A 21,851-nucleotide genomic window follows, 5' to 3' on the forward strand; every position below is an offset into this window, starting at 1 on the left:
GGCGGACGACGGGAGGCGGGCAGAAGGGGACATAAAATCCTCCCCTGCAAGGGGAGGGGGACCGCCGAAGGCGATGGAGGGGTGTCCAGCTATCGATAGGGTGACACCCCTCCGTCTGGCTTGCGGCCAGCCACCTCCCCTACCAGGGGAGGATGAAAAAACCCGACCGTCCGCAAACCACCCATTACCGTCATCCTATCGATAGGGGGTCTCACGCGATGGCGCGATAGGCTTAGGATAAGCGCCGCGCCCGACTGCTGCGCGCTTCCGCCGGAGATGCCAGCTTTCGCTGGCATGACGAGACTGTAGGATGGCTTTCGCGTGGTGACGCCCGCAAAGATGCCGGTTCGTCAATCCACCCAACTTCGTCATTCCCGCGTAGGCGGGAACCCATCTCCTGCCATTGCCCCAGGCATAAGGCCGGGGAGGCATCGAAAACAGGCCGCAGCCACCCTTCGGCACGAGCCTCTCCGCCTTCCCCAATCCTATTCCCTTTCAATGTAGGATTTCTTCTGATCTATCCTTGTCGATGGACCAGCACGCCTTCCGCCCCCGTTCCCCCCAGCCGATCACCGCCGCACCGGCGCGCAACTGTGACCCATCCGGCGCGTCCCTGTCGCGCGGGCGGCGCGTCGGCGTGACCACCCTGTTGCGCCAGGCGCGCGTCGATGGCGCGTCTGTGTCGCTTCGCCGTGGCTTTTCTGCCGCATTGGCTGCCAATCGCGCCAAAAATAGCCTCCTGCGACACTGTGAACTTCGGCGCTGTCGCGTGCCTGTGACCTTCCCGCATGGATCTGGTCGCCGGCAAAGGCAGCTTCCCCCCGCTTCGACTCCCCGCTACAGCCACGCGATGATCGGCCGCCTGACTTTGAGCGATTTCCGCAACCATGCGGATGCGCTGATCCTGCCCGATCATGCCTTCATCCTGCTGACCGGCGACAATGGCGCGGGCAAGACCAATATATTGGAAGCGGTATCGATGCTGGCGCCGGGGCGCGGCCTGCGCGGCGCGGCGCTCAGCGCGATGGCGCGGCAGGAGGGGGCGGGCGGTTTCGGCGTCGCGGCGGAAGTGGACGGGGTGGTGCTGGGCACCGGCGTCGCGCAGGCCAGCGGCGAGCGGCGGCAGGTGCGGATCGGCGGGGTCGCATCCTCCGCCAATGCGCTGGCCGACTACCTCTCGATCGTCTGGCTGACCCCGGCGATGGACCGCTTGTTTCTCGACAGTCCCGGCGGGCGGCGGCGTTTCCTAGATCGGCTGACGCTGGCGCTGCATCCGGGCCATGCGGCGCACAGCGCCCGTTATGATGCGGCGATGCGCGCGCGCAACCGGCTGCTTGCCGACCTGCGCCGGGCCGATCCGGTCTGGCTGACCGCGCTGGAGGCGCAGATGGGTGAACATGGCGCGGCATTGGCCGGTGCGCGCGCCGATCTGGTGGCGCGGCTGAACCTGATGCTGGCCGATCAGCCCGACGCGCCCTTCGCCCGGCCGCTGGTCGCGATCGAGGGGGATGAGGGTGAGAGTGACGAAGAGCCGCTCGCCACGCGGCTGGCGCGCGACCGGCGGCGCGATGCGGTGGCGGGACGCACCCTGTCCGGTCCGCATCGCCACGACCTGGCCGTCACCCATGTCGCCAAGGGGCAGGCGGCCGCCCTCTGTTCGACCGGTGAGCAGAAGGCGCTGCTGCTCTCGATCCTGCTGGCCCATGCCGCGCTGGTCGCCGCCGATCGGGGGCAGCCGCCGGTGCTGTTGCTGGACGAAGTGGCGGCGCATCTCGACCCGGTGCGTCGGGCCGCCTTGTTCGATCGTCTGGCCGCGACCGGGGGGCAGATATGGATGACGGGCACCGAATCCGGGCTTTTCAGCGATCTACCGTCCGCAACGCGACTGACGGTAACGGCTGGGCACGTCTTTCGTTCCGCAACATAACGCATCGATAAAACGATTCGTCGCCCGGCGCTTGTCCATCCGTCCCGCGTCTGCCCTAAGACCGTCATCAAGGGTTAAGCCTACACAATAAGTCGGGGTCGCAATCGCATGATCGGTGGTTTTAGGACGTTTTTCGCCGCATCTGTTCTTGCGCTCACGACCCTGGTCGCTGTTCCCGCCACCGCCCACACACTGCAATGCGTGCCCTTCGCCCGTCAGGCTTCGGGCATCCAGCTTTTCGGTAACGCCAACACCTGGTGGGGTCAGGCCGAGGGTCATTATGACCGCGGTCATGAGCCGCGCGTCGGCGCCGTCCTCGCTTTCTCGTCTAGCCGTGCCATGCCGATCGGCCATGTCGCCATGGTCAGCAAGGTGGTGAATGACCGTGAAGTGCTGCTGACCCACGCCAACTGGTCCTATCGCGGCGGTATCGAGCGCGATGTCCGCGCCGTCGACGTGTCGCCCAATAATGACTGGACCGACGTGCGCGTCTGGTACGCTCCGATCGGCGGGCTGGGTCTGCGCTCCAACCCGGCCAAGGGTTTCATCTACGCCGATGCGCCCAAGGCGATCGAGCAGCCGGTCCGCATCGCTTCGGCGGACAATGCCGGTGGTGCGGCGCTTCGCGCTGCCTTCTAAGGAACGCAATCCTGGTCCAAATGAAAAAGGGGCGCTTCGGGCGCCCCTTTTCCTATTTCACTCGGCGTCGGCGGCCTTGTCCTCGGTGGCTTCGGCCGGATTTTCGAACCAGGCCTCGACCTCGCCGGTTAGCTTGATGGTCAGCGGATTGCCGTGGCGGTCGCGGGTCTTGCCGGCGGCGACGCGGATCCAGCCTTCGGAAATGCAATATTCCTCGACATCCTTGCGCTCACGGCCCTTGAAGCGGATGCCGATGCCGCGTTGAAGCACGTCCATGTCGAAATGGGGGCTGCGCGGATTGGTGGACAGATGGTCGGGAGGCGTGTCGCTCATGGTCAAGTTCCTTGGGAAGTTGGCCTGCGCCTAGCGCCTCGGCGCGCCTGTCGTCAACCGCCGCGCCGTTCATGCCGCATGGCCGCGCAGCATGAACGGCGCGGTCATCCTGCTTCAGCGGCAGACACGCGCCCGCACGCGCCGATCGCGATAATGATCGTAACGCCATTCGGTCCAGCAGCGCTGGCGATAGCCATAGCGCGGACGATCATAGCCGCGATGACCCCGCCAGTCGCGACGGTCCCCGCGCCAGTGACGCCGGTCGTCCCAGCGCCTGTTATCCCGACGCCGGTCATTCCAGCGGCCGTCGCGGTCGCGGTCGCCGCGCCAGCTATGGCCGCCACGGTCTTGCGCCTGTGCCGGAGCCGTCACCGCGCCCAGGCTGGCGACGGCAAGGGCCAACGCCGCGGCGCTCTTCCAGAAAAATTTCATGTCGCTCTCTCCTCACATGTCCCGCCCGTCAACAGGTGGGGCATGGAGGGGGAATGCACCGGACCGGCTGAACCGGCCGGGAACATGACTGTCAGCGATGGTTAATCCGGATCAGCGGCCCCGAAGGGCTGCCTCGGCATCCTGCATATAGTCGCGGGTGATGGGCAGGCTGCGGCGGTCGCGGACATATTGGACCTGATAATTCACCATGCTGCCATGCTCGAACACGGTCGCCGCCCCGGCCAGGTAAAAGGTCCAGAGGCGGAAAAAGCGCTCATCATACAGCGCGACGATCTCGGCCTTGTGCGCGATCGTCCGCCTGTACCATTCGCGGATGGTGAGGCCGTAATGGATGCGCAGCACCTCCACATCCGTCACCATCAGGCGCGTGCCCTCGCTACCCTGAATCATCTCCGACAAGGCGGGGATATAGCCGCCGGGGAAGATATATTTCTGGGTGAAGGCGTCGGTGATGCCCGGCCCGTCGACGCGACCGATCGTGTGGATCAGCATGACGCCATCGGGCGCCAGCAGCTCGCGGCACTTGTTGTAGAAGGTGCGGAAGTGCGCCGTACCGACATGTTCGAACATGCCCACCGACACGATCCGGTCGAACGGCCCCTGCATGTCGCGATAATCGATCAGCTCGAAGCGGACATGGTCGGCCACGCCCGCTTCCTCGGCGCGCTGGCGTGCGACCTTGAGCTGCTCTTCGGACAGGGTGATGCCAGTCACGTCGACGCCGCAGGTGCGGTGCAGGTACAGCGCCATGCCGCCCCAGCCGCAACCGATGTCCAGTACCTTCATGCCGGGCTTCAGGTGCAGCTTGGCGGCGATATGCGCCTTCTTGTCTTCCTGCGCCTGCTCCAGGCTGATCCCGGCCTCATTGTCGGCATCGGGGAAATAGGCGCAGCTATATTGGCGGTCGCGGTCGAGGAAGAGGGCGTAGAGCGCGCCCGACAGGTCGTAATGATGGGCGACGTTGGCCTTGGACCGGGATTTATGGTTCAGGCGCCAGAATTTCTGCCGGGCGGTCTTGAAGCCGCGGCTGAGGAGGCTCTTGGCATCGATGGAGCGGCCCTGTTCCCAGGGATTGTTGGCGCGGATCATGGAGATGAACTCCATGATGCCGCCGCCTTCTATGGCGACACGGCCGTCGATCCAGGCTTCCGCCATGCCAAGGCGCGGGTCCTTGATGATGTCGAGCGGCACGCGCCCGTCCTTGAAGCGCAGGGCCATGTTGGGAAAGGCCGGGTCGGGTTGCCCGACCGTGAAGCTGCCCCCATTGGCGTAGTGGACGGTAAGCTGGCCGCGTGTGACCAACCGCTTGAGAACACGTTCAAACAGTTTCATGCTGCTACCCTGTCATGTCATTTCGCAGGCGTCAAATGCCCGCTTAGCAGTCATGGCCGGCATGGTCTTCCCAATAACTGCCTTTTGTCAGCGCACACTGAACGAGCGGGGCGGCCTCACCTTCGAGCGAGGATTCCGGGAACGGCTGGCCGGCGTTGGCGTCGTTTTTCCGGGGACGGCGAGATGTAACAGTTTTGCAACACAAGGGGTGAAATTGAATGAAATAAATACTCTACCCCTTTGCAACTCAATCTGACGATCCTAGATGGCGATTGCGCGATCATGATGCAGATGGCGCCCTTCTCTCTCTGATAATGGAGAGAAAAGGAGCAGGAGGAATCGTGAGAATAAGTTCATGATTGCTTTGCATCAAACCTGAACGCCGGATGAACATCTAAGTCACGGCGACAAGAATAACATCGAGGACTTTATGAAGACTGTGATTTTCGCAGCCATTGCTGCTGCCGCTGCTGTTTCCGCTCCTGCTTTCGCTCAGGACGCTGCACCCTTCACCGGGCCGCGCGCGGGCGTGACCTTGGGCTATGACAAGTTCGACGGCCGCGACGGCTTCGCTTACGGCGTGACCGCAGGCTATGACCTCGCCGTCGTCCCCGGCGTGACCTTTGGTCCGGAAGTTTCCTTCGGCGACACCACCACCAGCGCCGGCGCTGGTGCGGAAGTCAGCCGTGACCTGGCCGCTTCGGTCCGCCTCGGCTACACCGTGACCCCGCGCATCCTGGCGTTCGGCAAGGTTGGCTATGCCAACACCCGCATCGACCTGGGCAATGGCGGCGCGTCGTTCGAAGGCGTGCGCTACGGCGGCGGTCTGGAATATTCGGTGACCCCGAACACCTACATCTCGGCCGAATATCAGCGTAGCGAATATGAAGCCAACATCGGTGGCCGCGACGCTGGCGTCGTCGGCATCGGTTTCCGTTTCTGATCCCTCTCAAAAGATCGGAACAAGGGAAGGGCGGTCCAACGGGCCGCCCTTTTCCTATGCGGGAAGCGGCTTGAGGTCTGGTTCCACCCACCCCCGGCGCGCCTCCGCCGACATGAGCCGCTCGCGCGACCAATAGGCGAAGGGCCAGTCCTTATCCCCTAGCGATGAAGCCATCAGCGCCGCCAAAGCGGTTGAGGGGCCGACGTCGCCGGGCAAGCTGGCGAGCAGAAGGCGCGCCATATGCAGCGACGCCTGGGTGATGGTTTCATGATAGCCGTCCGTATCGCTGTTCACTCCGCCCACGCTTTCATTGTAGCGGCGGATCAAGTCCGGCATGTCGCGTTCGGGTTGTACATCCGGGCGCTTGAGGATCAACCATAGCGCAGTCGCGAAATGGGCGACATGGGTCCACGCCACCTTGGGCAGGGTGCAGGCGCAAAAGCCCTCCGCCAGCGCTTCCATCTCTTCGTCGGTCATCATGGCTCTTCCCCCAAAAGAAAACCCCGCCGTTTCGGGCGGGGTTCCTGTTCCACGCTTCATGCGCGCGTCGTCAGCCCCGGATCATCCGAGCGCGGCTTGCTTCTCTTCGGCCAGGCGCTTCATTTCCGCCTTGCTCTTCTTCTCGCTTGCCGACTTGAGCTGACCGCAGGCGGCCATGATATCGCGACCGCGCGGCGTGCGCACCGGTGCGCTGATGCCGCCTTCGAACACGATGCTACTGAATGCGCGAACCCGCTCCGGCGTCGAACATTCATAATCGGTGCCGGGCCAGGGGTTGAACGGGATCAGGTTGACCTTCGCCGGCAGCTTATATTTGCGGATCAGCCGGACCAGTTCGTGCGCGTCGGCGTCGCTGTCATTCTTGTCGCGGATCATCACATATTCGAAGGTGATGCGCCGGGCATTATTCGCCTTGGGATAATCGGCGCAGGCCTGAAGCAGTTCTTCGATGCCATATTTGCGGTTGAGCGGCACCAGTTCGTCGCGCACTTCCTTGGTCACGGCATGGAGCGAGACGGCAAGGTTGACGCCGATCTCTTCGGCCGCGCGCGCCATCATCGGCACCACGCCCGACGTGGACAGGGTGATACGACGCTTCGACAGCGCCAGCCCGTCGCCATCCATGACCAGTTTCAGCGCGTCGCGGACATGATCGAAATTATAGAGCGGCTCGCCCATGCCCATCATGACGATATTGGTCAGCATACGCCCGTCGGGCGAATATTGCGGCGCATCCTCGTCTTCATCGACATCGTTCACGGCCGCCATATTGCCCTTGGGCCATTCGCCTAGCGCGTCGCGCGCCAGCATGACCTGGCCGACGATTTCGCCCGGCGTCAGATTGCGCACCAGCCGCATCGTGCCGGTGTGGCAGAAGCTGCAATTCAGGGTGCAGCCGACCTGGCTGGACACGCAGAGCGTGCCGCGGTCCGCATCGGGGATGAAGACCATTTCATAATCCTGGCCGTCGTCCGACCGGAGCAGCCATTTGCGCGTGCCGTCGCTCGACACCTGCGCTTCCATCACCTGCGGGCGGCCGACGACGAAGCGTTCGGCCATCCAGCCGCGCATCGGCTTGGCAAGGTCGGTCATGGCGTCGAAATCGGTCTCGCCGCGATGATAGAGCCAGTGGAAGAGCTGCTTGGAGCGCAGCTTGGCCGCCTTGGCGTCCAGCCCCGCTTCCTCCAGAGTGTCCTTGATCTGCGAGCGCGACAGCCCCATCAGGTCGGTGCGTCCATCCTCACGCGGCGTCACCGCGCGGGGCACGGGCACAGGGTCGATATGGCCGGGAATCGGCATCAGGGGGCTGGCGGCTGTCTGCATGGCCGCGCACATAGTCGATTTTCCCGGAGTTTTAAAGATGCGTTCGGTCAGCGCAGTTTCGCGCAGCCCAGGGCCGCCGCGTCGATCGCCGTCGCCGCGCCGCGCAGGGCGTAGCTGTCGGCGAAGGCACGGCCGTTCGCGCCGACCGTCTGCACGCTCATGCTGCTGGCCGAGCGCAGCGCGGCGATGATCTGCGCGTCGCTGCGCGCGTCGGGCGCCCAGGCGTCGATTTGTCCCGCGACCAGCGGGAAACGGCGATCGCCGATGCTCAAGGTGACGGGCGCTTGCGGCGCGCGGGCGCGGCTGAGGCGGATATGGACCTGTCCGCGCACCCGCTGGCGCGGCCAGTTGCCGACCGAGGCGAAGCCCTTGAGCGCCTGCCCTCGTCGCACGACAGGTTGGGCAATGGCGTAGCAGCGCGGCGTGGCGGAATCGCGAAAGGCGCCCCAGCTTTCGAACATGCCCAGCGAATCGCGTGCCACCACCGGTTCGGTGGCGAGCAGGAGCAGGATCGAAAAGGCAAGGATGCGGCGCATTCCTTTTGGCAAAGCCCAAGCCGTCCCCTTTTGCAACCCTGCCGCGACATGAAAGGGCGAAGGGGTGCTTGCAGGGACCGCAACAGTGGTTATGAAGAAGCATCCATCATTGTCGCCGGGATTCGACCGAATCCGGGCTATCGGCTTAAAAAGAAACGGACAGAACAGGGACATGAAGGCCACCATCGAACGCGCAACGCTCCTCAAGAGCCTGAGCCACGTCCAGTCGGTGGTCGAGCGGCGCAATACGATTCCGATCCTGTCCAACGTGCTGATCGAGGCGTCGGTCGACGGCGCGATCAAGCTGATGGCGACCGATCTTGATCTGCAGGTGGTGGAAAGCGTGTCCGCCCAGGTGGAGCAGGCCGGCGCGACTACCATTTCGGCACATACCCTGTTCGACATCGCCCGCAAGCTGCCCGAAGGCAGCCAGGTGTCGTTGCAGGCGGCCGACGGCAAGATGCTGATCCAGGCGGGCCGCGCGCGCTTCAACCTGTCGACCCTGCCGCGCGACGATTTCCCGGTGATCGCCGAAGGCGACCTGCCGACGATATTCGAACTGCCGGCCGAGACGCTCAAGCAGATCATCGACAAGACGCGCTTTGCCATTTCGACCGAAGAAACGCGCTATTATCTGAACGGCATCTATTTCCACGTTTCGGAAGATGCCAGTTCCGGTGGTCAACCGGTGCTCAAGGCCGCCGCGACCGACGGCCACCGTCTCGCCCGCGTCACCGTGCCGCGCCCCGATGGCGCCGACGGGATGCCGGGCATCATCATACCGCGCAAATGCATCGGTGAACTGCGCAAGCTACTGGATGAGGTGGACGGATCGGTCCAGATCAGCCTGTCGGCCAGCAAGATCCGCTTCGGCCTGGGCAGCGCGATCCTGACCAGCAAGCTGATCGACGGCACCTTCCCCGACTATAGCCGCGTCATTCCGACCGCGAACGACAAGCTGCTCAAGATCGACCCGCGCAGCTTCGAGCAAGGCGTGGATCGCGTCGCGACCATCGCCACGGAAAAGACCCGCGCGGTCAAGATGAGCCTGGATCGCGACAAGATCACCCTGTCGGTCACCAGCCCTGAAAATGGCACGGCGGCAGAGGAAGTGCCCGGCGCCTTCCAGGGCGAAGGTTTCGATATCGGCTTCAATGCGCGCTATCTGCTGGACATATTGGGCCAGATCGATACCGATCTGGTCGAACTCCATCTGGCCGATGCCGCCGCGCCGACGCTGATCCGTGAGAGCGACGAAAGTCCGGCGCTCTATGTATTGATGCCGATGCGGGTCTGAACCCGCCCTGGGGCGGGATGACAGGTTGAGTCAGACTCCCCGTTCCGGCATGATGTCCCCGGCGAAGGCCTTGGTCTGGCGCGGCTTGGTTCGTCCGTTGCCGCACCCGACGCTTATTCAGCCGCGCGGTCGGCTGCCGGCTCCGCCAGTGGGGAAGAAGAGCTTGCGGAAGCTGATCGAGACGGTGCGTCCCAGCGGGTCGAGATAATCCTGCTGGTAGCGCAGCGGCGTCGCCCCGGTCGCATCGCGCACCTCGCGGCGCTGGTTGAAGATGTTGTCGATGCCGATCGACACCCGCGATCCACGCAGGAAGGGCATGTCCTTGGTAAGCTGCGGCATCTGCCCCAGATTGGCGAAGATGCGCAGGTTCGCCGTCGCCAGGCTGCCGAAGTCGAGCCGTGAAGCTCCTCCTGCCGTTCCGCTCAGGGCGCCGTCGACATGGGTGCCGCTTTCCCAGTCAATACCCAGCCGCGCGCCGATGCCGTTGTTGGAATAGCCGATGCGTGCCTTGATCTCATGCCGAGGCTGGCCGCCCGACGATCCGGTGGCGTCACCGTTCAGCAGGTCCAGTTCCGGCACGCCGGGCGCGATCAGGATGCTCTCCTCCAGATGCCAGGTATGATAGAGGCTGAAGCTGAGGCGTCCGCCGCCCTGACCGCCGCCCGATCCGCGAAAACCGCCGGGTCCGCCAAAGCCGCCCCCTGGTCCGCCCGGACGCGGGCCATCGCCGCCTGGACCCGCACCGCCGTCGCCGCGCGGCCGGTCGCCGCCTGCTCCCGGCGGTGCACCGCCTTCCTGACCGCCCTGGCGCCGCTCACGATTGCCGAACAGCGCCTGCAATTCGGGCGGCCGATCTTCTGGTCGTCCACCCGATGCGCGCCATGCTTCCACCAGTTTCTGGATACGCGACTTCAGCGGTATGGACAGGTCGAAGCCCCAGCGGAGCTGCGTACTCTGCGATCGGAGGAAGTTGATCGGCCGGGCATCGATCTGCAACAGGTTGCCATCTTCATCGCGCAGGAAGCGCTGCGGGAACGCCTCCTCAATTGATGGGGTGGGTGTGGGGAAGGCGGCGATCGGGTTGCTGGTGCGGCTGTTGAGATAGGTCGCCGTCAGCGTCAGGTTCGGCTTTTCGAAAGGTTTCACCGTTGCGCTCAGGCGGAACTGGTCGCGCACGCTTTCGCGAAGCGACGCATTGCCGCCCGATAGCTGGGTCACGAACACGCTCTGTCCGGTCGCATAGTCGAAAACCGAGACGTTGGGCGTGGAGATGAGCGGATCAGTGATCTGCGAGCCGGTCGGCGCGGCGCGATCTTGATTGGCGGAGGCGAGAATCTGGACTGCCCGCACCGGTTGCCAGCGCAGCCCATAGCCCAGGGTCGAAAGCGTGCCGAAGTCGGAAAGCTGCTGCGCGGCGACGTTCAGGTTGACGCCGATATCGCCGATGCCGCCCAGCACGCCCTTCGACCGGCTGGTGAGCGGCACGTCGATACTCACCTGCCCACTGGCGATCTGGCGGCTATAGTCGGTTTCGCGCTCCACGCCGGAGCGGATCGATCGGCTTTCGAAACCGTTCGCCGATCCACCCACTCGAATCGAGGTCATGACGTCGCCTGCCGGCATACGGAACAGCGTGCCGCTCACCAGCAGGTCGGCGGTCACGGCCTGGCTCTTGGCGCGCGCCGTGTCGGTCATGCGGGTGGAGAGGAGGCCGGGTGCGAAGTCGCCATAGGGATTGACGCTGCCGTCGCCCGCATCAAGCGCTGCCTGGATCGCGTCGGTCGCGACGCCCCGGTCGGTGCGGGTGCGGGTGATCGACAGGTCGCCATTGCCGGTGAAGGACCATTGCCATTTGCGGCTCAACTGCCCGTTCAGGGTCAGGCCGATATGGCCGGTGGTGCCTCGGATCTGCTGCCCCAGCGCGCCTGCCTGTGCCAGATAGCGGTAGAGGGTGACGTCCTGGCCGAAGGGCGAGAAGGGACTGCCAGCATTGAGGCCTAGCGCTGCCGTCGACAGGCCTTGCAGCGAGTCATTGTCCGACAGTTCCAGCCGCCCGTTAAGCGTGGCCGACACGCCGCCCAACGCTCGCGCGAGCGTGGCGTTGGCGGAGAAATTCTCGGTTGCGGGGCTGAGCGTGCGATAGCGCGTAAGGTCACTGAGACTGGTCACGTTGGCGCCTGCGACGAAATCGCCCAGCATGGGCGCGCCATTGGCGGCGCTGGCCGGCACGCTGGCGATCGTCACATTCTGTCCTGCCAGTGCCGAAAGGGCTGGGTCGATCTCTGCACGTTGGGTTGCCGAAAGGATGTTGCCCGCCAGCGAATAGGGACGGCTGGACGGGATCGTCGTGATGTCTCGCTGGCTTTCCAGCAGGCGTGCGGCACGGCTATAGTCTAAATTCAGGGTGAAACGATTGTCGCCGCGGATGCGGAGCAGCCCGGCATCCACCTCGCCATTCTCACCTCCGCCTTCGGTCGTGGTGCCCAGCTTGATCTCACCGGTCTCCGCGCGGAAACGCTGGCGCAGCACGATGTTCACCACTTTCTGCGTCGGCGCATAGCCATAGGTCAACGCCACCTGCTCGGGCAGGATATCGACCCGCGCCACCGCTTCGGACGGCAGATCGCGAATCTCGGCGAAGCTGGAGATGCGCTTGCCATTGAGCAGGATGATCGGCGTGCCGTTGGTTTGCGGCGACAATTCGGTGATGAGTTCGTTGATGGAAGTGACGCCCAGCGCGCGGACATCGGCGGGGGACAGTTGCTGTTCGGGTTCGATTTCGCCCATCACCGCGCCGCGCTGCGGCTGGCCGGTGACGATGATTTCCTCACCCTCCTCGGGCGCTTCCTGTGCGGTGCCCTTGGGCTGGTCCTGCGCCATCAGCGCGCCGGGTGCTACGCCCAGCAGGAAAGGCAGCAGAAAAACAGATGCGGATCGACGCACGAAAACCCCCACGGACAGACCGGAACCCCTATTTGTCTAACCGCCACTTGTCGCAAGACTCTGGCAATTGCCGGACAAATTTGTCGCAAATTGTATTGGGCTGGCTGAACAGGGGCTGGCTGGATATCAGGCCGCGTCGTGAAAGATGAGGCCGAGCACATAGCGCGTGCCGGACAGAAGGCGGCTGACGCCATGGCGCATCTGTACCCGGTGGACGCCGTGCGTACCCGTTACCGGCCGGTCGCGCACCGGGAAGATCACGGCGTCGCCCTGCGACAGCGGCACCATCTCCGGTCGCGACTGCATCCGCGGACGTTGTTCGGTGAGGATGAAAGCGCCACCGGTGAAGTCCCGTTCCGGCTGCGACAGCAGGATCGCTGCCTGCAATGGGAAGATATGCGGGCCATAGACATCTTGATGCAGCGCATTCCAGTCGCCCGCTTCATAGCGGAGCAGCAGCGGGGTCGCCTTGTCCTGCCCGCCCAGCGCGCAGCGGGCGAGGAAGTCGGCATGACGTGTCGGATAGATGTCGCCCGTTCCCAGCATCGCCGCCCAGCGATTGGCGACATCCGCTAGCGCGGGATAGAGCATTTCGCGGAATGCTGCGACGGGCGCCGGCAGCGGATAGGCGAAGTAACGATAGCGCCCGCTGCCATAGCCATGGCGCGCCATTACCACCTCCTTGCGGAAAGCGGCGGGATCGTCCCACAGCGCGATGATCGCGGCGCGTTGATCGGGGGAAAGAAGCGCAGGCAGGCGCGCCGCGCCATGGCGGTCGAGATCGGTGAAGTCCATGGCACAAGGATGGCGGCGGCGCTAGCTGGCGTCATCCCGCGCCTTGCGGTCAAACGCGAATGTCTTGCCCCCTCTCTCCAGTCGAGTTGAGTCTGGTTCAATCCTTCGGTTTACGGAACCGGAAGAGGAAGCGATCGGTCTTGCCGCGTATCGACGGGTCGAACACCAGCTTGCTATGATCGTCCGTCGGATTGGCGAGCAGCGGGCTTTCCGCCTCCAGCACGAAACCCGCAGCGGCGAAATCGGCCTTGACCACGGCGGGATCGATACGGTGCAGCTTGTCCACGATCGCCCGCGTGTCCCCCGCGCCGCCGACATGATCGACGATGCCGACGATCCCGCCCGGCCTGGTCGCGGCATAGAGCGTCTTCACGAAGGCGGCCGGGTCGGTGCGCGGAATGCGAAACTTGTCCGACTGCCAGTAAAGATCGTGGTAGCTCATGTTGATGATCGTGAAGTCGAAACTGTTCGCCGGCGCGCTGAACGCCTCGAACGGGTAGCGCACCCATTGCACTTCGGGCCGGCGCGCGACCAGCGTCTGCCATGTCTTCTGTTCCTCAGGCTGGGTGTAGAACTGGTTCGGTTCGTACGCTGTCACCTTGCCCTTGCGCCCCACCGCATCGGCCATGATCTCCGCCCAATAACCCGATCCGGTCATGATGTCGGCCGTCTTCATACCCGGTTTCAGGCCCAAGAAAGCGAGCGTTTCTGCGGGCTTGCGGCTTTCGTCCAGCGCCTTTGCTTCAGCCGGGCGCTTGGGGTCTGCCATCGCGGCGGCATAGTCGGGGGATGACGCCGCGTTGGCGGGTGGGGTGATCGCCAATGTAGCGGCAAGGCAGAGCATGGAAAAAGCGCGCATGATGGAATTCCTCCCGAAAGCGGATGATGCGCCCGACTGGCGCGTTGCTCAAGCAGGCTCGATGACGATGGTCGACGGGTATCGCTCTTTTGTCGAAGAGAGTCTGGCCGATGCCTGAAAGCGGATGTTGTGCTTCATTCGGCGCGAAGCCCAGTCTAGAACAACGCCATGCGCACACTGTATCCCCCGATCGAACCATTCGCCTCCGGCCATCTCGATGTCGGTGACGGCCATCACATCTATTGGGAACGGGTCGGCACGCCCGGCGCCAAGCCTGCGGTTTTCCTGCATGGGGGGCCGGGCGGCGGCATCTCGCCCGACCATCGTCGGCTGTTCGATCCCGCGCGTTATGACGTGCTGCTGTTCGACCAACGCGGCTGCGGCCAGTCGACGCCGCACGCCAATCTCGACGCCAACACCACTTGGCATCTGGTCGCCGACATAGAGCGGCTGCGCAACATGATGGGTGTCGACCAATGGCTGGTATTCGGCGGTAGCTGGGGGTCGACCCTGGCGCTGGCCTATGCCCAGACCCATGCCGCGCGTGTGACCGAACTGGTCCTGCGCGGCATCTTCACCATCCGGCAGAGTGAGATCGACTGGTATTATCAGCATGGCGCCAGCCGCATCTATCCCGACAAATGGGAGCGGTTTGTGAGCCCGATCCCGGAGGCCGAGCGCGGCGACATGGTCGCCGCCTATCGCCGCGTCCTGACCGGAGACGATCGCGCGGCGCAAATTGCCGCAGCGCGCGCCTGGAGCGTGTGGGAGGGGGAGACGATCCGCCTGCTGCCCGATCCCGCTCTGTCGGCGACCCATGACGCGGACGATTTCGCTTTGGCCTTCGCGCGGATCGAAAATCATTATTTCGTCCATGGCGGCTGGCTGGAGGACGGACAATTGATCCGCGACGCGGGCAAGCTGGCCGGCATTCCCGGCGTCATCGTGCAGGGGCGCTACGATATGGCTTGCCCGGCGGAAACAGCCTGGGCGCTGCACCGCGCCTGGCCGCAAGCGCGCTTCGAGATGATCGAGGGCGCGGGGCACGCCTATAATGAGCCGGGCATATTGGATGCACTGGTGCGGGCTACGGATGGGTTTGCGGAATAGGCCTATGCGGTGAGTGGGAGTGGGGGGCAATGCCGGTTTGCGACCGATCCGCCGCTGAACGTTGTGCGTCGCGATGCTGCGATATGCAATGCCAAGCCTCTGGACGAACCGCTTGCAATCAAGCACAAGCCTCTTCGCTTTGGGCGCAAGGGGAGGCGATTAGCGGATGAAAATATATGTGATCGCCGCCATGGGGCTGCTTCTGGGAGCGGCCCCGGCGCCCGAACCGCAATGGCAGCCTATCTTTGATGGCAAATCGCTCGACGGCTGGACGCCCAAGATCACGGGCCATGCCGTTGGCGAAGATCCCCTCCACACGTTCATCGTTCAGCATGGCGCTATCCGCGTGTCCTATGCTGGCTATAAGAGCTTTAATGGCGAGTTCGGCCATCTGTTCTGGAAGGCGCCGCTGAAAGCCTATCGTATCCGGTTCGAATATCGTTTCTTCGGGGAAGACCTGCCTGGAATCAAAGTGTGGCAGGCAACAAATTCCGGCCTGATGCTTCATGCGCAGGCGCCTGAGACCATGCGCCGCGACCAGGATTTTCCGGTCAGTCTGGAAATGCAGCTGCTCGGAACCCCACGGCCTACCGAGGAGCCGACCGGCAATCTCTGCACGCCGGGCACCACCGTGGTTTTTGAGGGCAAGCGCGATCCGCGACACTGTATTCCGTCAAGCTCGCCTCTGATGCCTGTCGGTCGGTGGACGAAAGCGGAGCTTGAGGTGTTGCCATCGGGTGAGATCACCCATTTCATCGATGGCAAGGCCGTGTTGCGATATTCCGATGTCGAACTGGACCCAGAGTCTGAGGATGCCAAGCCGCTGATTGCGGCGGCTGGTGGCGCATTGCAGTTGAAGCAGGGATATATCGCCCTTCAAAGCGAGGGGCATCCAATCGAATTTCGAAACATCGAACTCCAGCGGCTCGAATAGGCTGGAGACGCGGGGGCGGACGACAATCGCGATGCCGCCCTCGATCAATTTGCCCTTTGGGCTTCCCCTCGCGGGGCATCATCATGGATACTCGTTAAAGATTTTGGCGGGTGAGGTGGAAGGTGGGTGCCGCCTGCGACCGGCATGATGGCTGCGGCCAGACCGCACCCATCACCGTCCGAACTTCTTCTGCACCTTCCCATAACGCAATTTCCGCGTCCCTGGCTTGCCCTCGGTCGCCCGCCCTCTCGGCGCCGCCACCTGCTGCTCTGCCGGCAGTCCAAGTTCTTCCGCCTCCAGCTTGCGGATTTCGTCGCGGATGCGGCCGGCTTCCTCGAACTCCAGGTCTGCTGCTGCTGCGCGCATCTTCTTTTCCAGATCCTCGATATAGGCGCGCAGATTGTGGCCGACGAGGTGCGGGCGATCCTCCAGCCCCGTGTCGATCGTGACCTGATCTTTCGATGCCACATGGGCGATGATGTCGCCGATATTGCGCTTGATTGTGGTCGGCGTGATGCCATGTTCGAGATTGTACGCCTCCTGCTTCTCGCGCCGGCGCGAGGTTTCGTTCAGCGCCCGTTCCATGCTGCCCGTCACCCGGTCGGCATAGAGGATAACGCGGCCCTCCACGTTGCGCGCGGCGCGGCCGATCGTCTGGATCAGCGAGGTTTCACTGCGTAGAAAGCCCTCCTTGTCCGCGTCGAGGATCGCGACCAGCCCGCATTCGGGAATGTCCAGCCCTTCGCGTAGCAGGTTGATGCCGATCAGCACGTCATAGACGCCCAGCCGCAAATCGCGGATCAGTTCGATACGTTCCAGCGTCTCGACGTCGCTATGCATGTAGCGGACCTTGATCCCAGCCTCGTGCATGAACTCGGTCAGATCTTCAGCCATGCGCTTGGTCAGGGTCGTGACGAGCGTGCGATAACCTTGCGCGGCGACCTTGCGGCATTCGTTGATGAGGTCATCGACCTGATCCTCGACCGGTTTGATCTCGACCGGCGGATCGATGAGGCCGGTGGGGCGGATCACCTGTTCGCTGAACACGCCGCCGGTCTGCTCCATCTCCCAGGGGCCGGGCGTCGCGGACACGGAAACGGTCTGCGGCCGCATCACGTCCCATTCGTTGAAGCGCAGCGGTCGGTTGTCGATGCAACTGGGCAGGCGGAAACCATATTCGGCCAGCGTGATCTTGCGCCGATGGTCGCCGCGCGCCATCGCGCCGATCTGTGGTACGGTCTGGTGGCTTTCGTCCACGAACAGCACCGCATTTTCCGGCAGATATTCAAACAGGGTCGGCGGAGGTTCGCCGGGCAGGCGACCAGTCAGGAAGCGGCTGTAATTCTCGATCCCCGCGCAGGAGCCGGTAGCCGCGATCATCTCCAGGTCGAAATTGGTGCGCTGCTCCAGCCGCTGCGCCTCCAGCAGCTTGCCCTCCGCAACCAGTTCCTTCAGCCGCTCGGTCAGTTCGAACCGGATCGCTTCCATCGCCTGCTTGAGCGTCGGGCCAGGCGTGACATGGTGGCTGTTGGGGAAGACTTTCACATAATCGAGGCTGGCGATCTTCTTCCCCGTCAGCGGATCGAACTCGACAATTTCCTCAATCTCGTTGCCGAAGAAACTGATGCGCCAGGCGGTGTCCTCATAATGGGACGGGAAAATCTCCAGATTATCGCCCTTCACGCGGAAATTGCCGCGCGCGAAGGCTGCATCGTTGCGCTTATACTGGAGCGCGACCAGCTTGCGGATGATCTCACGCTGGTCTTCGATCCCGCCTTTCTTCATTGCGAAGGTCATGGCCGAATAGGTTTCGACCGATCCGATGCCGTAGAGGCAGGAGACCGACGCGACGATGATGACATCGTCCCGCTCCAGCAGCGCGCGGGTCGCCGAATGCCGCATCCGGTCGATCGCTTCGTTTACGCTGCTTTCCTTCTCGATATAGGTGTCGGATCGCGCGACATAGGCTTCGGGCTGGTAATAGTCGTAATAGCTGACGAAATATTCGACGGCGTTCTCCGGGAAGAAGCTCTTGAACTCCCCATAGAGCTGCGCTGCCAATATCTTGTTGGGAGCCAGGACCAGGGCGGGGCGCTGCAGCGCCTCGATCACCTTGGCCATGGTGAAGGTCTTGCCGGAGCCGGTGACGCCCAGCAGCACCTGGTCCCTCTCGCCGGCCAGCGCCTGTTCGACCAGTTCGGGGATCGCCGTGCGCTGGTCGCCCGACGGTTCATAGTCGGAAACGAGCGTGAAGGGACGGCCGCCCTCACTCTTTTCGGGGCGGGCAGGGCGATGCGGGACGAAGCCTGCGCCGGTTTCCGGTTCATCGAGCGTGGTGCGGATCTGGATGGACATGGGGCGAATATGGGGCTTTTGGCTGACGGCGCAATCGCCGTTATGGTTTCAACTCGAACGCCGTCTTGGGCGGTGGCGGATTGACGACCGGCTTGTCGCCGAAACGGGCGCGCAGGGGACTGTCAGGAATTCCGTGTGTGGGCGGGCATAATGGGTAAGAAGGAGACCCTGTATGCCTCGACGCAAGGAGCCGGCGATCCCGGCTGATTTACTCGATCAACTCTTGGCCGGCAGCGATGCCGCCAGTGCGCTCCAGCAGGGCGGCCTGCTGGATTCATTGAAGAAGGCGCTGGCCGAACGGGCGCTCAACGCCGAGATGGATTACCACCTTGGCGATGCCCCGCAGGTCGGGAACAGCCGCAATGGCTATGGCCGCAAGACGGTGGTGACGGACACCGGCAAGATCGAGATCGAGGTGCCGCGCGATCGTCATGCCAGCTTTGATCCGCAACTGATCGCCAAGTACCAGCGCCGGTTTCCGGGCTTCGACGACAAGATCGTCTCGATGTATGCGCGCGGCATGAGCACACGGGAGATCGTCGGGCACTTGCGCGATCTGTACGGTATCGACGTCTCGCCGGACCTGATCTCGACGGTGACCGACGCCGTGCTCGAAGAGGTCGCCGCCTGGCAGGCCCGACCGCTCGATCCGGCCTATCCGCTGGTTTTCTTCGACGCGATCCGGGTCAAGATCCGTGACGAAGGTCTGGTCCGCAACAAGGCTATCCACATCGCGCTGGGCGTGCGTGCCGATGGCGGCAAGGTCGTCCTGGGCCTGTGGATCGAGCAGAACGAGGGCGCCAAATTCTGGCTGCGGGTGATGAACGAGCTGAGGAACCGCGGTGTTGAGGACATCATGCTGGCCGTCGTAGACGGCCTGAAGGGCTTTCCAGAGGCCATCACCGCCGTGTTCCCCGAGGCGATCGTCCAAACCTGCATCGTCCACCTGCTGCGCAACTCGATGGACTTCGTGTCGTGGAAGGATCGCAAGGCGCTCGCTGGTGCACTGAAGACCGTCTACCGCGCCACCGATGCCATCGCTGCCGAGGAGGCCCTGACAGCCTTCGAGGCCGGCGAATGGGGTCGGCGCTATCCTGCGATCGGCCAGAGCTGGCGCCGTGCATGGGCCGAGGTTATCCCGTTCTTTGCCTTCCCCGACGAGGTCCGCCGCATCGTTTATACGACAAACGCCATCGAGGCGTTGAATGCCCAGCTTCGACGGGCGGTCAGGGCCAGGGGGCACTTTCCCAGCGACGATTCAGCGACCAAGCTGCTCTATCTGATCTTGAACCGATCCGAGAAAGAGTGGAAAATGCCGCCACGTGAGTGGTCCATGGCCAAGGCCCAGTTCGCCGTGCTGTTCGGAGAACGCTTCATCAAGGCCATGGCAGCGTAATGTTCAACCGCCCGCCCACACACGGAATTCCTGACAGTCCCGCGCGCAGGGCTCTTTCGCGTCGCTCGCCATCGACCACTTTGACATTGACCTCTTCAGGGTATTTCATGCTGACGTGGAATTTCTTGCCCACGATGGCATATTCCAGAACTGATCAGCGCAGGTTCGGTCCTTCCGGTTCAAGATACCAAGCTTCCCAGAGAAGATCGGCCAAGTTCGTTTTTCGCGGATCATACCAGCGCACCACATTGCCTTCATCTTTGAAAATGCTTGTATCCACCCAGCCTTCGCCAATTTCCACATAAAGAAAAACGCCGTCAGGATCGCCTCCTACGGTTTCGGTAAGCTCCCGCCCGATCTCGTTCATGAGTGGGCCCAGGATCTCCAACTTATCTTTCTCCATTGGACTCGCCTTTCGCTTCATTCGAGAACTCTCGGACACGCTTCTTTCCGTCGACATACCATGTAACGGTGAGGCTATAGGGTCGTTTGGAGGTTCCTTCATAAAGCGGCATGATGTCCACGATGACTTTCTTTCCCGCGCGTAAATCCCTGGCCCACCCATCTTCCATGGCGCGGTAGGCACCACGATTGAAGTTCCTATCCTGGGCGAAATGGTTGAAGCTGTCGCCGGGACCGTTGAAGCGAGCAGCGATGAAATGACCGCCAATGTCCGCTGCATCTAAACTCCCCCCAAAGTTTCGCGATGCCCTAGCAAATCAATAAGAACAAATCAAGAACATGTAATCCTTTTACCCCATGCCATTGAACCGGCGCGCAACGCTGATATGGTCGGGGAAGGTGAGGAAGCAGGGAGGAAGATCATGCGGCGAACAGCCTTGATGCTCGCGGTTCTGACGGTCGGCTTGGCGGCTTGTGGCGACAAGCCCGGCGACAAGGCGGACGAGATCGCCGCGACCGACGCGATGAGCAAGGCGCAGGTGAAGGCGCAGGTCGACAAGGTGCAGCTCAAGCCGGGCCAATGGGAGGGCAGCTACACCATCCAGGATATCGACCTGTCCGGTATGCCGGGCGCGACGGCCAGCATGAAAGACCAGATGAAGCGCATGATGAGCCAGACCACGCACAAATATTGCGTCACGCCGGAGGAAGCTGCCAACCCAAGCGGCGCCATGTTCTCCGGCCAGGAGAACAAGAATTGTACCTATGGCGGCTTCGATGCGAAGGGCGGCGCGGTGAAGGGCCAGATATCGTGCAAGTCGCAGGGCAGCACGATGAACGCCACCATGTCCGGCGCCTATGCCTCCGACCACTATAGCATGGACATGGACATGAAGATGGCGGGCGGTCCCCAGGGCATGACCATGGCGATGACCGCGCGATCGGAGGGCAAGTGGATCGGACCGGAGTGCGCGCCGGAACAATGATTTCCGAACGTTGTGATTGAAGCAGCGCCATGCTGGCTGTGCGACCGGCCGCTGGGTCGAGTGGCATCATCCCTTGCCTAAAAGCCGGGGCGGGCGGGACGTGGTGCCGCTGCACCCGATCAGTCACCGCATCATCCATGCGCCCACGCGGCGTCGGCGATGATGAGGCCGATATGGTGTTTTCTCCTTGCGCTTTACGGGCAAGCGGTAGAGCTTCCGTCAGCGTTCCTATCGAGAACAGGGGAGAGGATATGCGAAAGACTGTGCGTGCGGCGCTGCCGCTGGCGTTGACCTTTGGCCTGGCCGCTTGCGGTAGTAATCCGGCGTCTGCGCCGGAAGCGGAAGAGGCGCCGGTCGTCATGCAGGCGGGACAATGGGCGCTGACCCGTAAGACCACCGGCTACAATACGCCGACAGTGACCCCGGCCCAATATCAGGAAGCGTTGAAGCAGATCAGCGAGGATAAGGTCTGCATTGCCGTCGACAAGGAGGGCCTGCCCGACGCCAATGCGCTTGCCGGCAAGGAAGGGACGGACTGCAGCTACAAGGACAAGATGGTGCGCAAGGGGCGACTGATCGCGACGCTGAGTTGCAAGGCAGGCGCGGGTACGTCCGAAATCGTGGTCGAGGGCAATTATACCGCCGACACGCTGACGCTGGGGACGACCATGACCAAGGCCGAAGGGGGACAGCCGGTGCTGCGCACCACCCACGATCTGACAGGAAACCGGGAGGGCGATTGCCCGGCTGCTTCCTGACTATTCGTCCGGACAGTGGGCGTCCATTA

The 21,851-nt window shown here is 63.2% G+C and carries 21 protein-coding genes; 9 read left to right on the plus strand and 12 right to left on the minus strand.

Going from position 1 to position 21,851, the window contains the following annotated elements; translation table 11 throughout:
- Positions 1 to 850: 850 nt before the first annotated feature.
- Both recF and MOK15_RS14710 read left to right on the plus strand, forming a co-directional pair.
- Positions 851 to 1,927 carry a DNA replication/repair protein RecF gene (recF, locus tag MOK15_RS14705; RefSeq protein WP_242932293.1) on the plus strand — a complete coding sequence of 359 codons (1,077 nt, stop codon included), beginning with the start codon at positions 851 to 853 and terminating at the stop codon, positions 1,925 to 1,927.
- A gap of 108 nt (positions 1,928 to 2,035) precedes the next feature.
- A complete protein-coding gene (locus tag MOK15_RS14710; RefSeq protein WP_242932294.1) occupies positions 2,036 to 2,566 on the plus strand; it encodes a CHAP domain-containing protein in 531 nt (176 codons plus the stop codon).
- Positions 2,567 to 2,623: 57 nt separating this feature from the next.
- Here the strand turns inward: MOK15_RS14710 and MOK15_RS14715 are convergent, their stop codons facing one another.
- The 3 genes from MOK15_RS14715 to MOK15_RS14725 form a co-directional block, all read right to left on the minus strand.
- Entirely contained in the window at positions 2,624 to 2,899 is a 276-nt protein-coding gene (locus MOK15_RS14715; protein ID WP_242932295.1) for a DUF3297 family protein, read from the minus strand.
- 114 nt (positions 2,900 to 3,013) lie between these two features.
- Entirely contained in the window at positions 3,014 to 3,331 is a 318-nt protein-coding gene (locus MOK15_RS14720; RefSeq protein ID WP_242932296.1) for a hypothetical protein, read from the minus strand.
- Between the two features lie 111 nt (positions 3,332 to 3,442).
- Positions 3,443 to 4,684 carry a cyclopropane-fatty-acyl-phospholipid synthase family protein gene (locus MOK15_RS14725; protein WP_242932297.1) on the minus strand — a complete coding sequence of 414 codons (1,242 nt, stop codon included), beginning with the start codon at positions 4,682 to 4,684 and terminating at the stop codon, positions 3,443 to 3,445.
- 430 nt (positions 4,685 to 5,114) lie between these two features.
- Between MOK15_RS14725 and MOK15_RS14730 the strand changes: the two genes are divergently transcribed.
- Positions 5,115 to 5,627: an outer membrane beta-barrel protein gene (locus tag MOK15_RS14730; RefSeq protein ID WP_242932298.1), complete on the plus strand. Its 513-nt coding sequence runs from the start codon at positions 5,115 to 5,117 to the stop codon at positions 5,625 to 5,627.
- A gap of 54 nt (positions 5,628 to 5,681) precedes the next feature.
- Here the strand turns inward: MOK15_RS14730 and MOK15_RS14735 are convergent, their stop codons facing one another.
- The 3 genes from MOK15_RS14735 to MOK15_RS14745 form a co-directional block, all read right to left on the minus strand.
- Positions 5,682 to 6,104 carry a hypothetical protein gene (locus tag MOK15_RS14735; RefSeq protein WP_242932774.1) on the minus strand — a complete coding sequence of 141 codons (423 nt, stop codon included), beginning with the start codon at positions 6,102 to 6,104 and terminating at the stop codon, positions 5,682 to 5,684.
- An 84-nt stretch (positions 6,105 to 6,188) separates the two neighbouring features.
- The gene (gene rlmN, locus MOK15_RS14740; protein ID WP_242932299.1) at positions 6,189 to 7,451 is read right to left on the minus strand and encodes a 23S rRNA (adenine(2503)-C(2))-methyltransferase RlmN; all 1,263 of its coding nucleotides are present in this window, start codon (positions 7,449 to 7,451) and stop codon (positions 6,189 to 6,191) included.
- Between the two features lie 47 nt (positions 7,452 to 7,498).
- Positions 7,499 to 7,987 carry a hypothetical protein gene (locus MOK15_RS14745; RefSeq protein ID WP_242932300.1) on the minus strand — a complete coding sequence of 163 codons (489 nt, stop codon included), beginning with the start codon at positions 7,985 to 7,987 and terminating at the stop codon, positions 7,499 to 7,501.
- A 172-nt stretch (positions 7,988 to 8,159) separates the two neighbouring features.
- Between MOK15_RS14745 and dnaN the strand changes: the two genes are divergently transcribed.
- Complete coding sequence (gene dnaN / locus MOK15_RS14750; protein WP_242932301.1) at positions 8,160 to 9,284, plus strand: DNA polymerase III subunit beta; 1,125 nt, start codon at positions 8,160 to 8,162, stop codon at positions 9,282 to 9,284.
- Positions 9,285 to 9,401: 117 nt separating this feature from the next.
- On the opposite strand, the gene MOK15_RS14755 is transcribed toward dnaN, so the two are convergent.
- From MOK15_RS14755 to MOK15_RS14765, 3 genes are all read right to left on the minus strand, one after another.
- Positions 9,402 to 12,227, minus strand: a complete 2,826-nt coding sequence (locus tag MOK15_RS14755; RefSeq protein WP_242932302.1) for a TonB-dependent receptor — start codon at positions 12,225 to 12,227, stop codon at positions 9,402 to 9,404.
- A 126-nt stretch (positions 12,228 to 12,353) separates the two neighbouring features.
- Positions 12,354 to 13,022 (minus strand): 2OG-Fe(II) oxygenase, encoded by a 669-nt coding sequence (locus MOK15_RS14760; RefSeq protein ID WP_242932303.1) that lies wholly within the window; start codon positions 13,020 to 13,022, stop codon positions 12,354 to 12,356.
- 97 nt (positions 13,023 to 13,119) lie between these two features.
- A complete protein-coding gene (locus MOK15_RS14765; protein ID WP_242932304.1) occupies positions 13,120 to 13,881 on the minus strand; it encodes a methyltransferase domain-containing protein in 762 nt (253 codons plus the stop codon).
- Positions 13,882 to 14,049: 168 nt separating this feature from the next.
- Between MOK15_RS14765 and pip the strand changes: the two genes are divergently transcribed.
- Both pip and MOK15_RS14775 read left to right on the plus strand, forming a co-directional pair.
- On the plus strand, positions 14,050 to 14,991 hold the full coding sequence (gene pip, locus MOK15_RS14770) for a prolyl aminopeptidase (protein WP_242932305.1): 942 nt from the start codon (positions 14,050 to 14,052) through the stop codon (positions 14,989 to 14,991).
- 166 nt (positions 14,992 to 15,157) lie between these two features.
- Positions 15,158 to 15,925 (plus strand): DUF1080 domain-containing protein, encoded by a 768-nt coding sequence (locus MOK15_RS14775; protein WP_242932306.1) that lies wholly within the window; start codon positions 15,158 to 15,160, stop codon positions 15,923 to 15,925.
- A 171-nt stretch (positions 15,926 to 16,096) separates the two neighbouring features.
- Here MOK15_RS14775 and uvrB read toward each other — a convergent pair whose 3' ends face one another.
- The gene (uvrB, locus tag MOK15_RS14780) at positions 16,097 to 18,280 is read right to left on the minus strand and encodes an excinuclease ABC subunit UvrB (protein ID WP_242932307.1); all 2,184 of its coding nucleotides are present in this window, start codon (positions 18,278 to 18,280) and stop codon (positions 16,097 to 16,099) included.
- 172 nt (positions 18,281 to 18,452) lie between these two features.
- Here uvrB and MOK15_RS14785 point away from each other — a divergent pair, with 172 nt between their 5' ends.
- Complete coding sequence (locus MOK15_RS14785) at positions 18,453 to 19,676, plus strand: IS256 family transposase (RefSeq protein WP_242929997.1); 1,224 nt, start codon at positions 18,453 to 18,455, stop codon at positions 19,674 to 19,676.
- 154 nt (positions 19,677 to 19,830) lie between these two features.
- Here MOK15_RS14785 and MOK15_RS22020 read toward each other — a convergent pair whose 3' ends face one another.
- Positions 19,831 to 20,043, minus strand: coding sequence for a hypothetical protein (locus MOK15_RS22020; protein WP_347567205.1), 213 nt, complete (start codon positions 20,041 to 20,043; stop codon positions 19,831 to 19,833).
- A gap of 22 nt (positions 20,044 to 20,065) precedes the next feature.
- The gene (locus tag MOK15_RS14795) at positions 20,066 to 20,347 is read right to left on the minus strand and encodes a DNA/RNA non-specific endonuclease (protein ID WP_347567226.1); all 282 of its coding nucleotides are present in this window, start codon (positions 20,345 to 20,347) and stop codon (positions 20,066 to 20,068) included.
- A 153-nt stretch (positions 20,348 to 20,500) separates the two neighbouring features.
- On the opposite strand from MOK15_RS14795, the gene MOK15_RS14800 reads away from it, so the two are divergent.
- Together MOK15_RS14800 and MOK15_RS14805 are read left to right on the plus strand one after the other, a co-directional pair.
- Entirely contained in the window at positions 20,501 to 21,064 is a 564-nt protein-coding gene (locus tag MOK15_RS14800) for a DUF3617 domain-containing protein (protein WP_242932308.1), read from the plus strand.
- Between the two features lie 251 nt (positions 21,065 to 21,315).
- Positions 21,316 to 21,822 (plus strand): DUF3617 domain-containing protein, encoded by a 507-nt coding sequence (locus tag MOK15_RS14805; RefSeq protein WP_242932309.1) that lies wholly within the window; start codon positions 21,316 to 21,318, stop codon positions 21,820 to 21,822.
- Positions 21,823 to 21,851: the final 29 nt, after the last annotated feature.

Origin of the sequence: Sphingobium sp. BYY-5 (assembly GCF_022758885.1) — a bacterium.
GTDB lineage: Bacteria > Pseudomonadota > Alphaproteobacteria > Sphingomonadales > Sphingomonadaceae > Sphingobium.

Coding starts and splice junctions, on each gene's coding strand:
- MOK15_RS14765 (WP_242932304.1), bottom strand. CDS start 13,881: ATGCGCGCTTTTTCCATGCTCTGCCTTGCCGCTACATTGGCGATCACC.
- MOK15_RS14710 (WP_242932294.1), top strand. CDS start 2,036: ATGATCGGTGGTTTTAGGACGTTTTTCGCCGCATCTGTTCTTGCGCTC.
- MOK15_RS14760 (WP_242932303.1), bottom strand. CDS start 13,022: ATGGACTTCACCGATCTCGACCGCCATGGCGCGGCGCGCCTGCCTGCG.
- MOK15_RS14800 (WP_242932308.1), top strand. CDS start 20,501: ATGCGGCGAACAGCCTTGATGCTCGCGGTTCTGACGGTCGGCTTGGCG.
- uvrB (WP_242932307.1), bottom strand. CDS start 18,280: ATGTCCATCCAGATCCGCACCACGCTCGATGAACCGGAAACCGGCGCA.
- MOK15_RS14725 (WP_242932297.1), bottom strand. CDS start 4,684: ATGAAACTGTTTGAACGTGTTCTCAAGCGGTTGGTCACACGCGGCCAG.
- MOK15_RS14745 (WP_242932300.1), bottom strand. CDS start 7,987: ATGCGCCGCATCCTTGCCTTTTCGATCCTGCTCCTGCTCGCCACCGAA.
- MOK15_RS14775 (WP_242932306.1), top strand. CDS start 15,158: ATGAAAATATATGTGATCGCCGCCATGGGGCTGCTTCTGGGAGCGGCC.
- MOK15_RS22020 (WP_347567205.1), bottom strand. CDS start 20,043: ATGAACGAGATCGGGCGGGAGCTTACCGAAACCGTAGGAGGCGATCCT.
- MOK15_RS14715 (WP_242932295.1), bottom strand. CDS start 2,899: ATGAGCGACACGCCTCCCGACCATCTGTCCACCAATCCGCGCAGCCCC.
- rlmN (WP_242932299.1), bottom strand. CDS start 7,451: ATGCAGACAGCCGCCAGCCCCCTGATGCCGATTCCCGGCCATATCGAC.
- MOK15_RS14805 (WP_242932309.1), top strand. CDS start 21,316: ATGCGAAAGACTGTGCGTGCGGCGCTGCCGCTGGCGTTGACCTTTGGC.
- MOK15_RS14785 (WP_242929997.1), top strand. CDS start 18,453: ATGCCTCGACGCAAGGAGCCGGCGATCCCGGCTGATTTACTCGATCAA.
- recF (WP_242932293.1), top strand. CDS start 851: ATGATCGGCCGCCTGACTTTGAGCGATTTCCGCAACCATGCGGATGCG.
- MOK15_RS14720 (WP_242932296.1), bottom strand. CDS start 3,331: ATGAAATTTTTCTGGAAGAGCGCCGCGGCGTTGGCCCTTGCCGTCGCC.
- MOK15_RS14730 (WP_242932298.1), top strand. CDS start 5,115: ATGAAGACTGTGATTTTCGCAGCCATTGCTGCTGCCGCTGCTGTTTCC.
- MOK15_RS14735 (WP_242932774.1), bottom strand. CDS start 6,104: ATGACCGACGAAGAGATGGAAGCGCTGGCGGAGGGCTTTTGCGCCTGC.
- pip (WP_242932305.1), top strand. CDS start 14,050: ATGCGCACACTGTATCCCCCGATCGAACCATTCGCCTCCGGCCATCTC.
- dnaN (WP_242932301.1), top strand. CDS start 8,160: ATGAAGGCCACCATCGAACGCGCAACGCTCCTCAAGAGCCTGAGCCAC.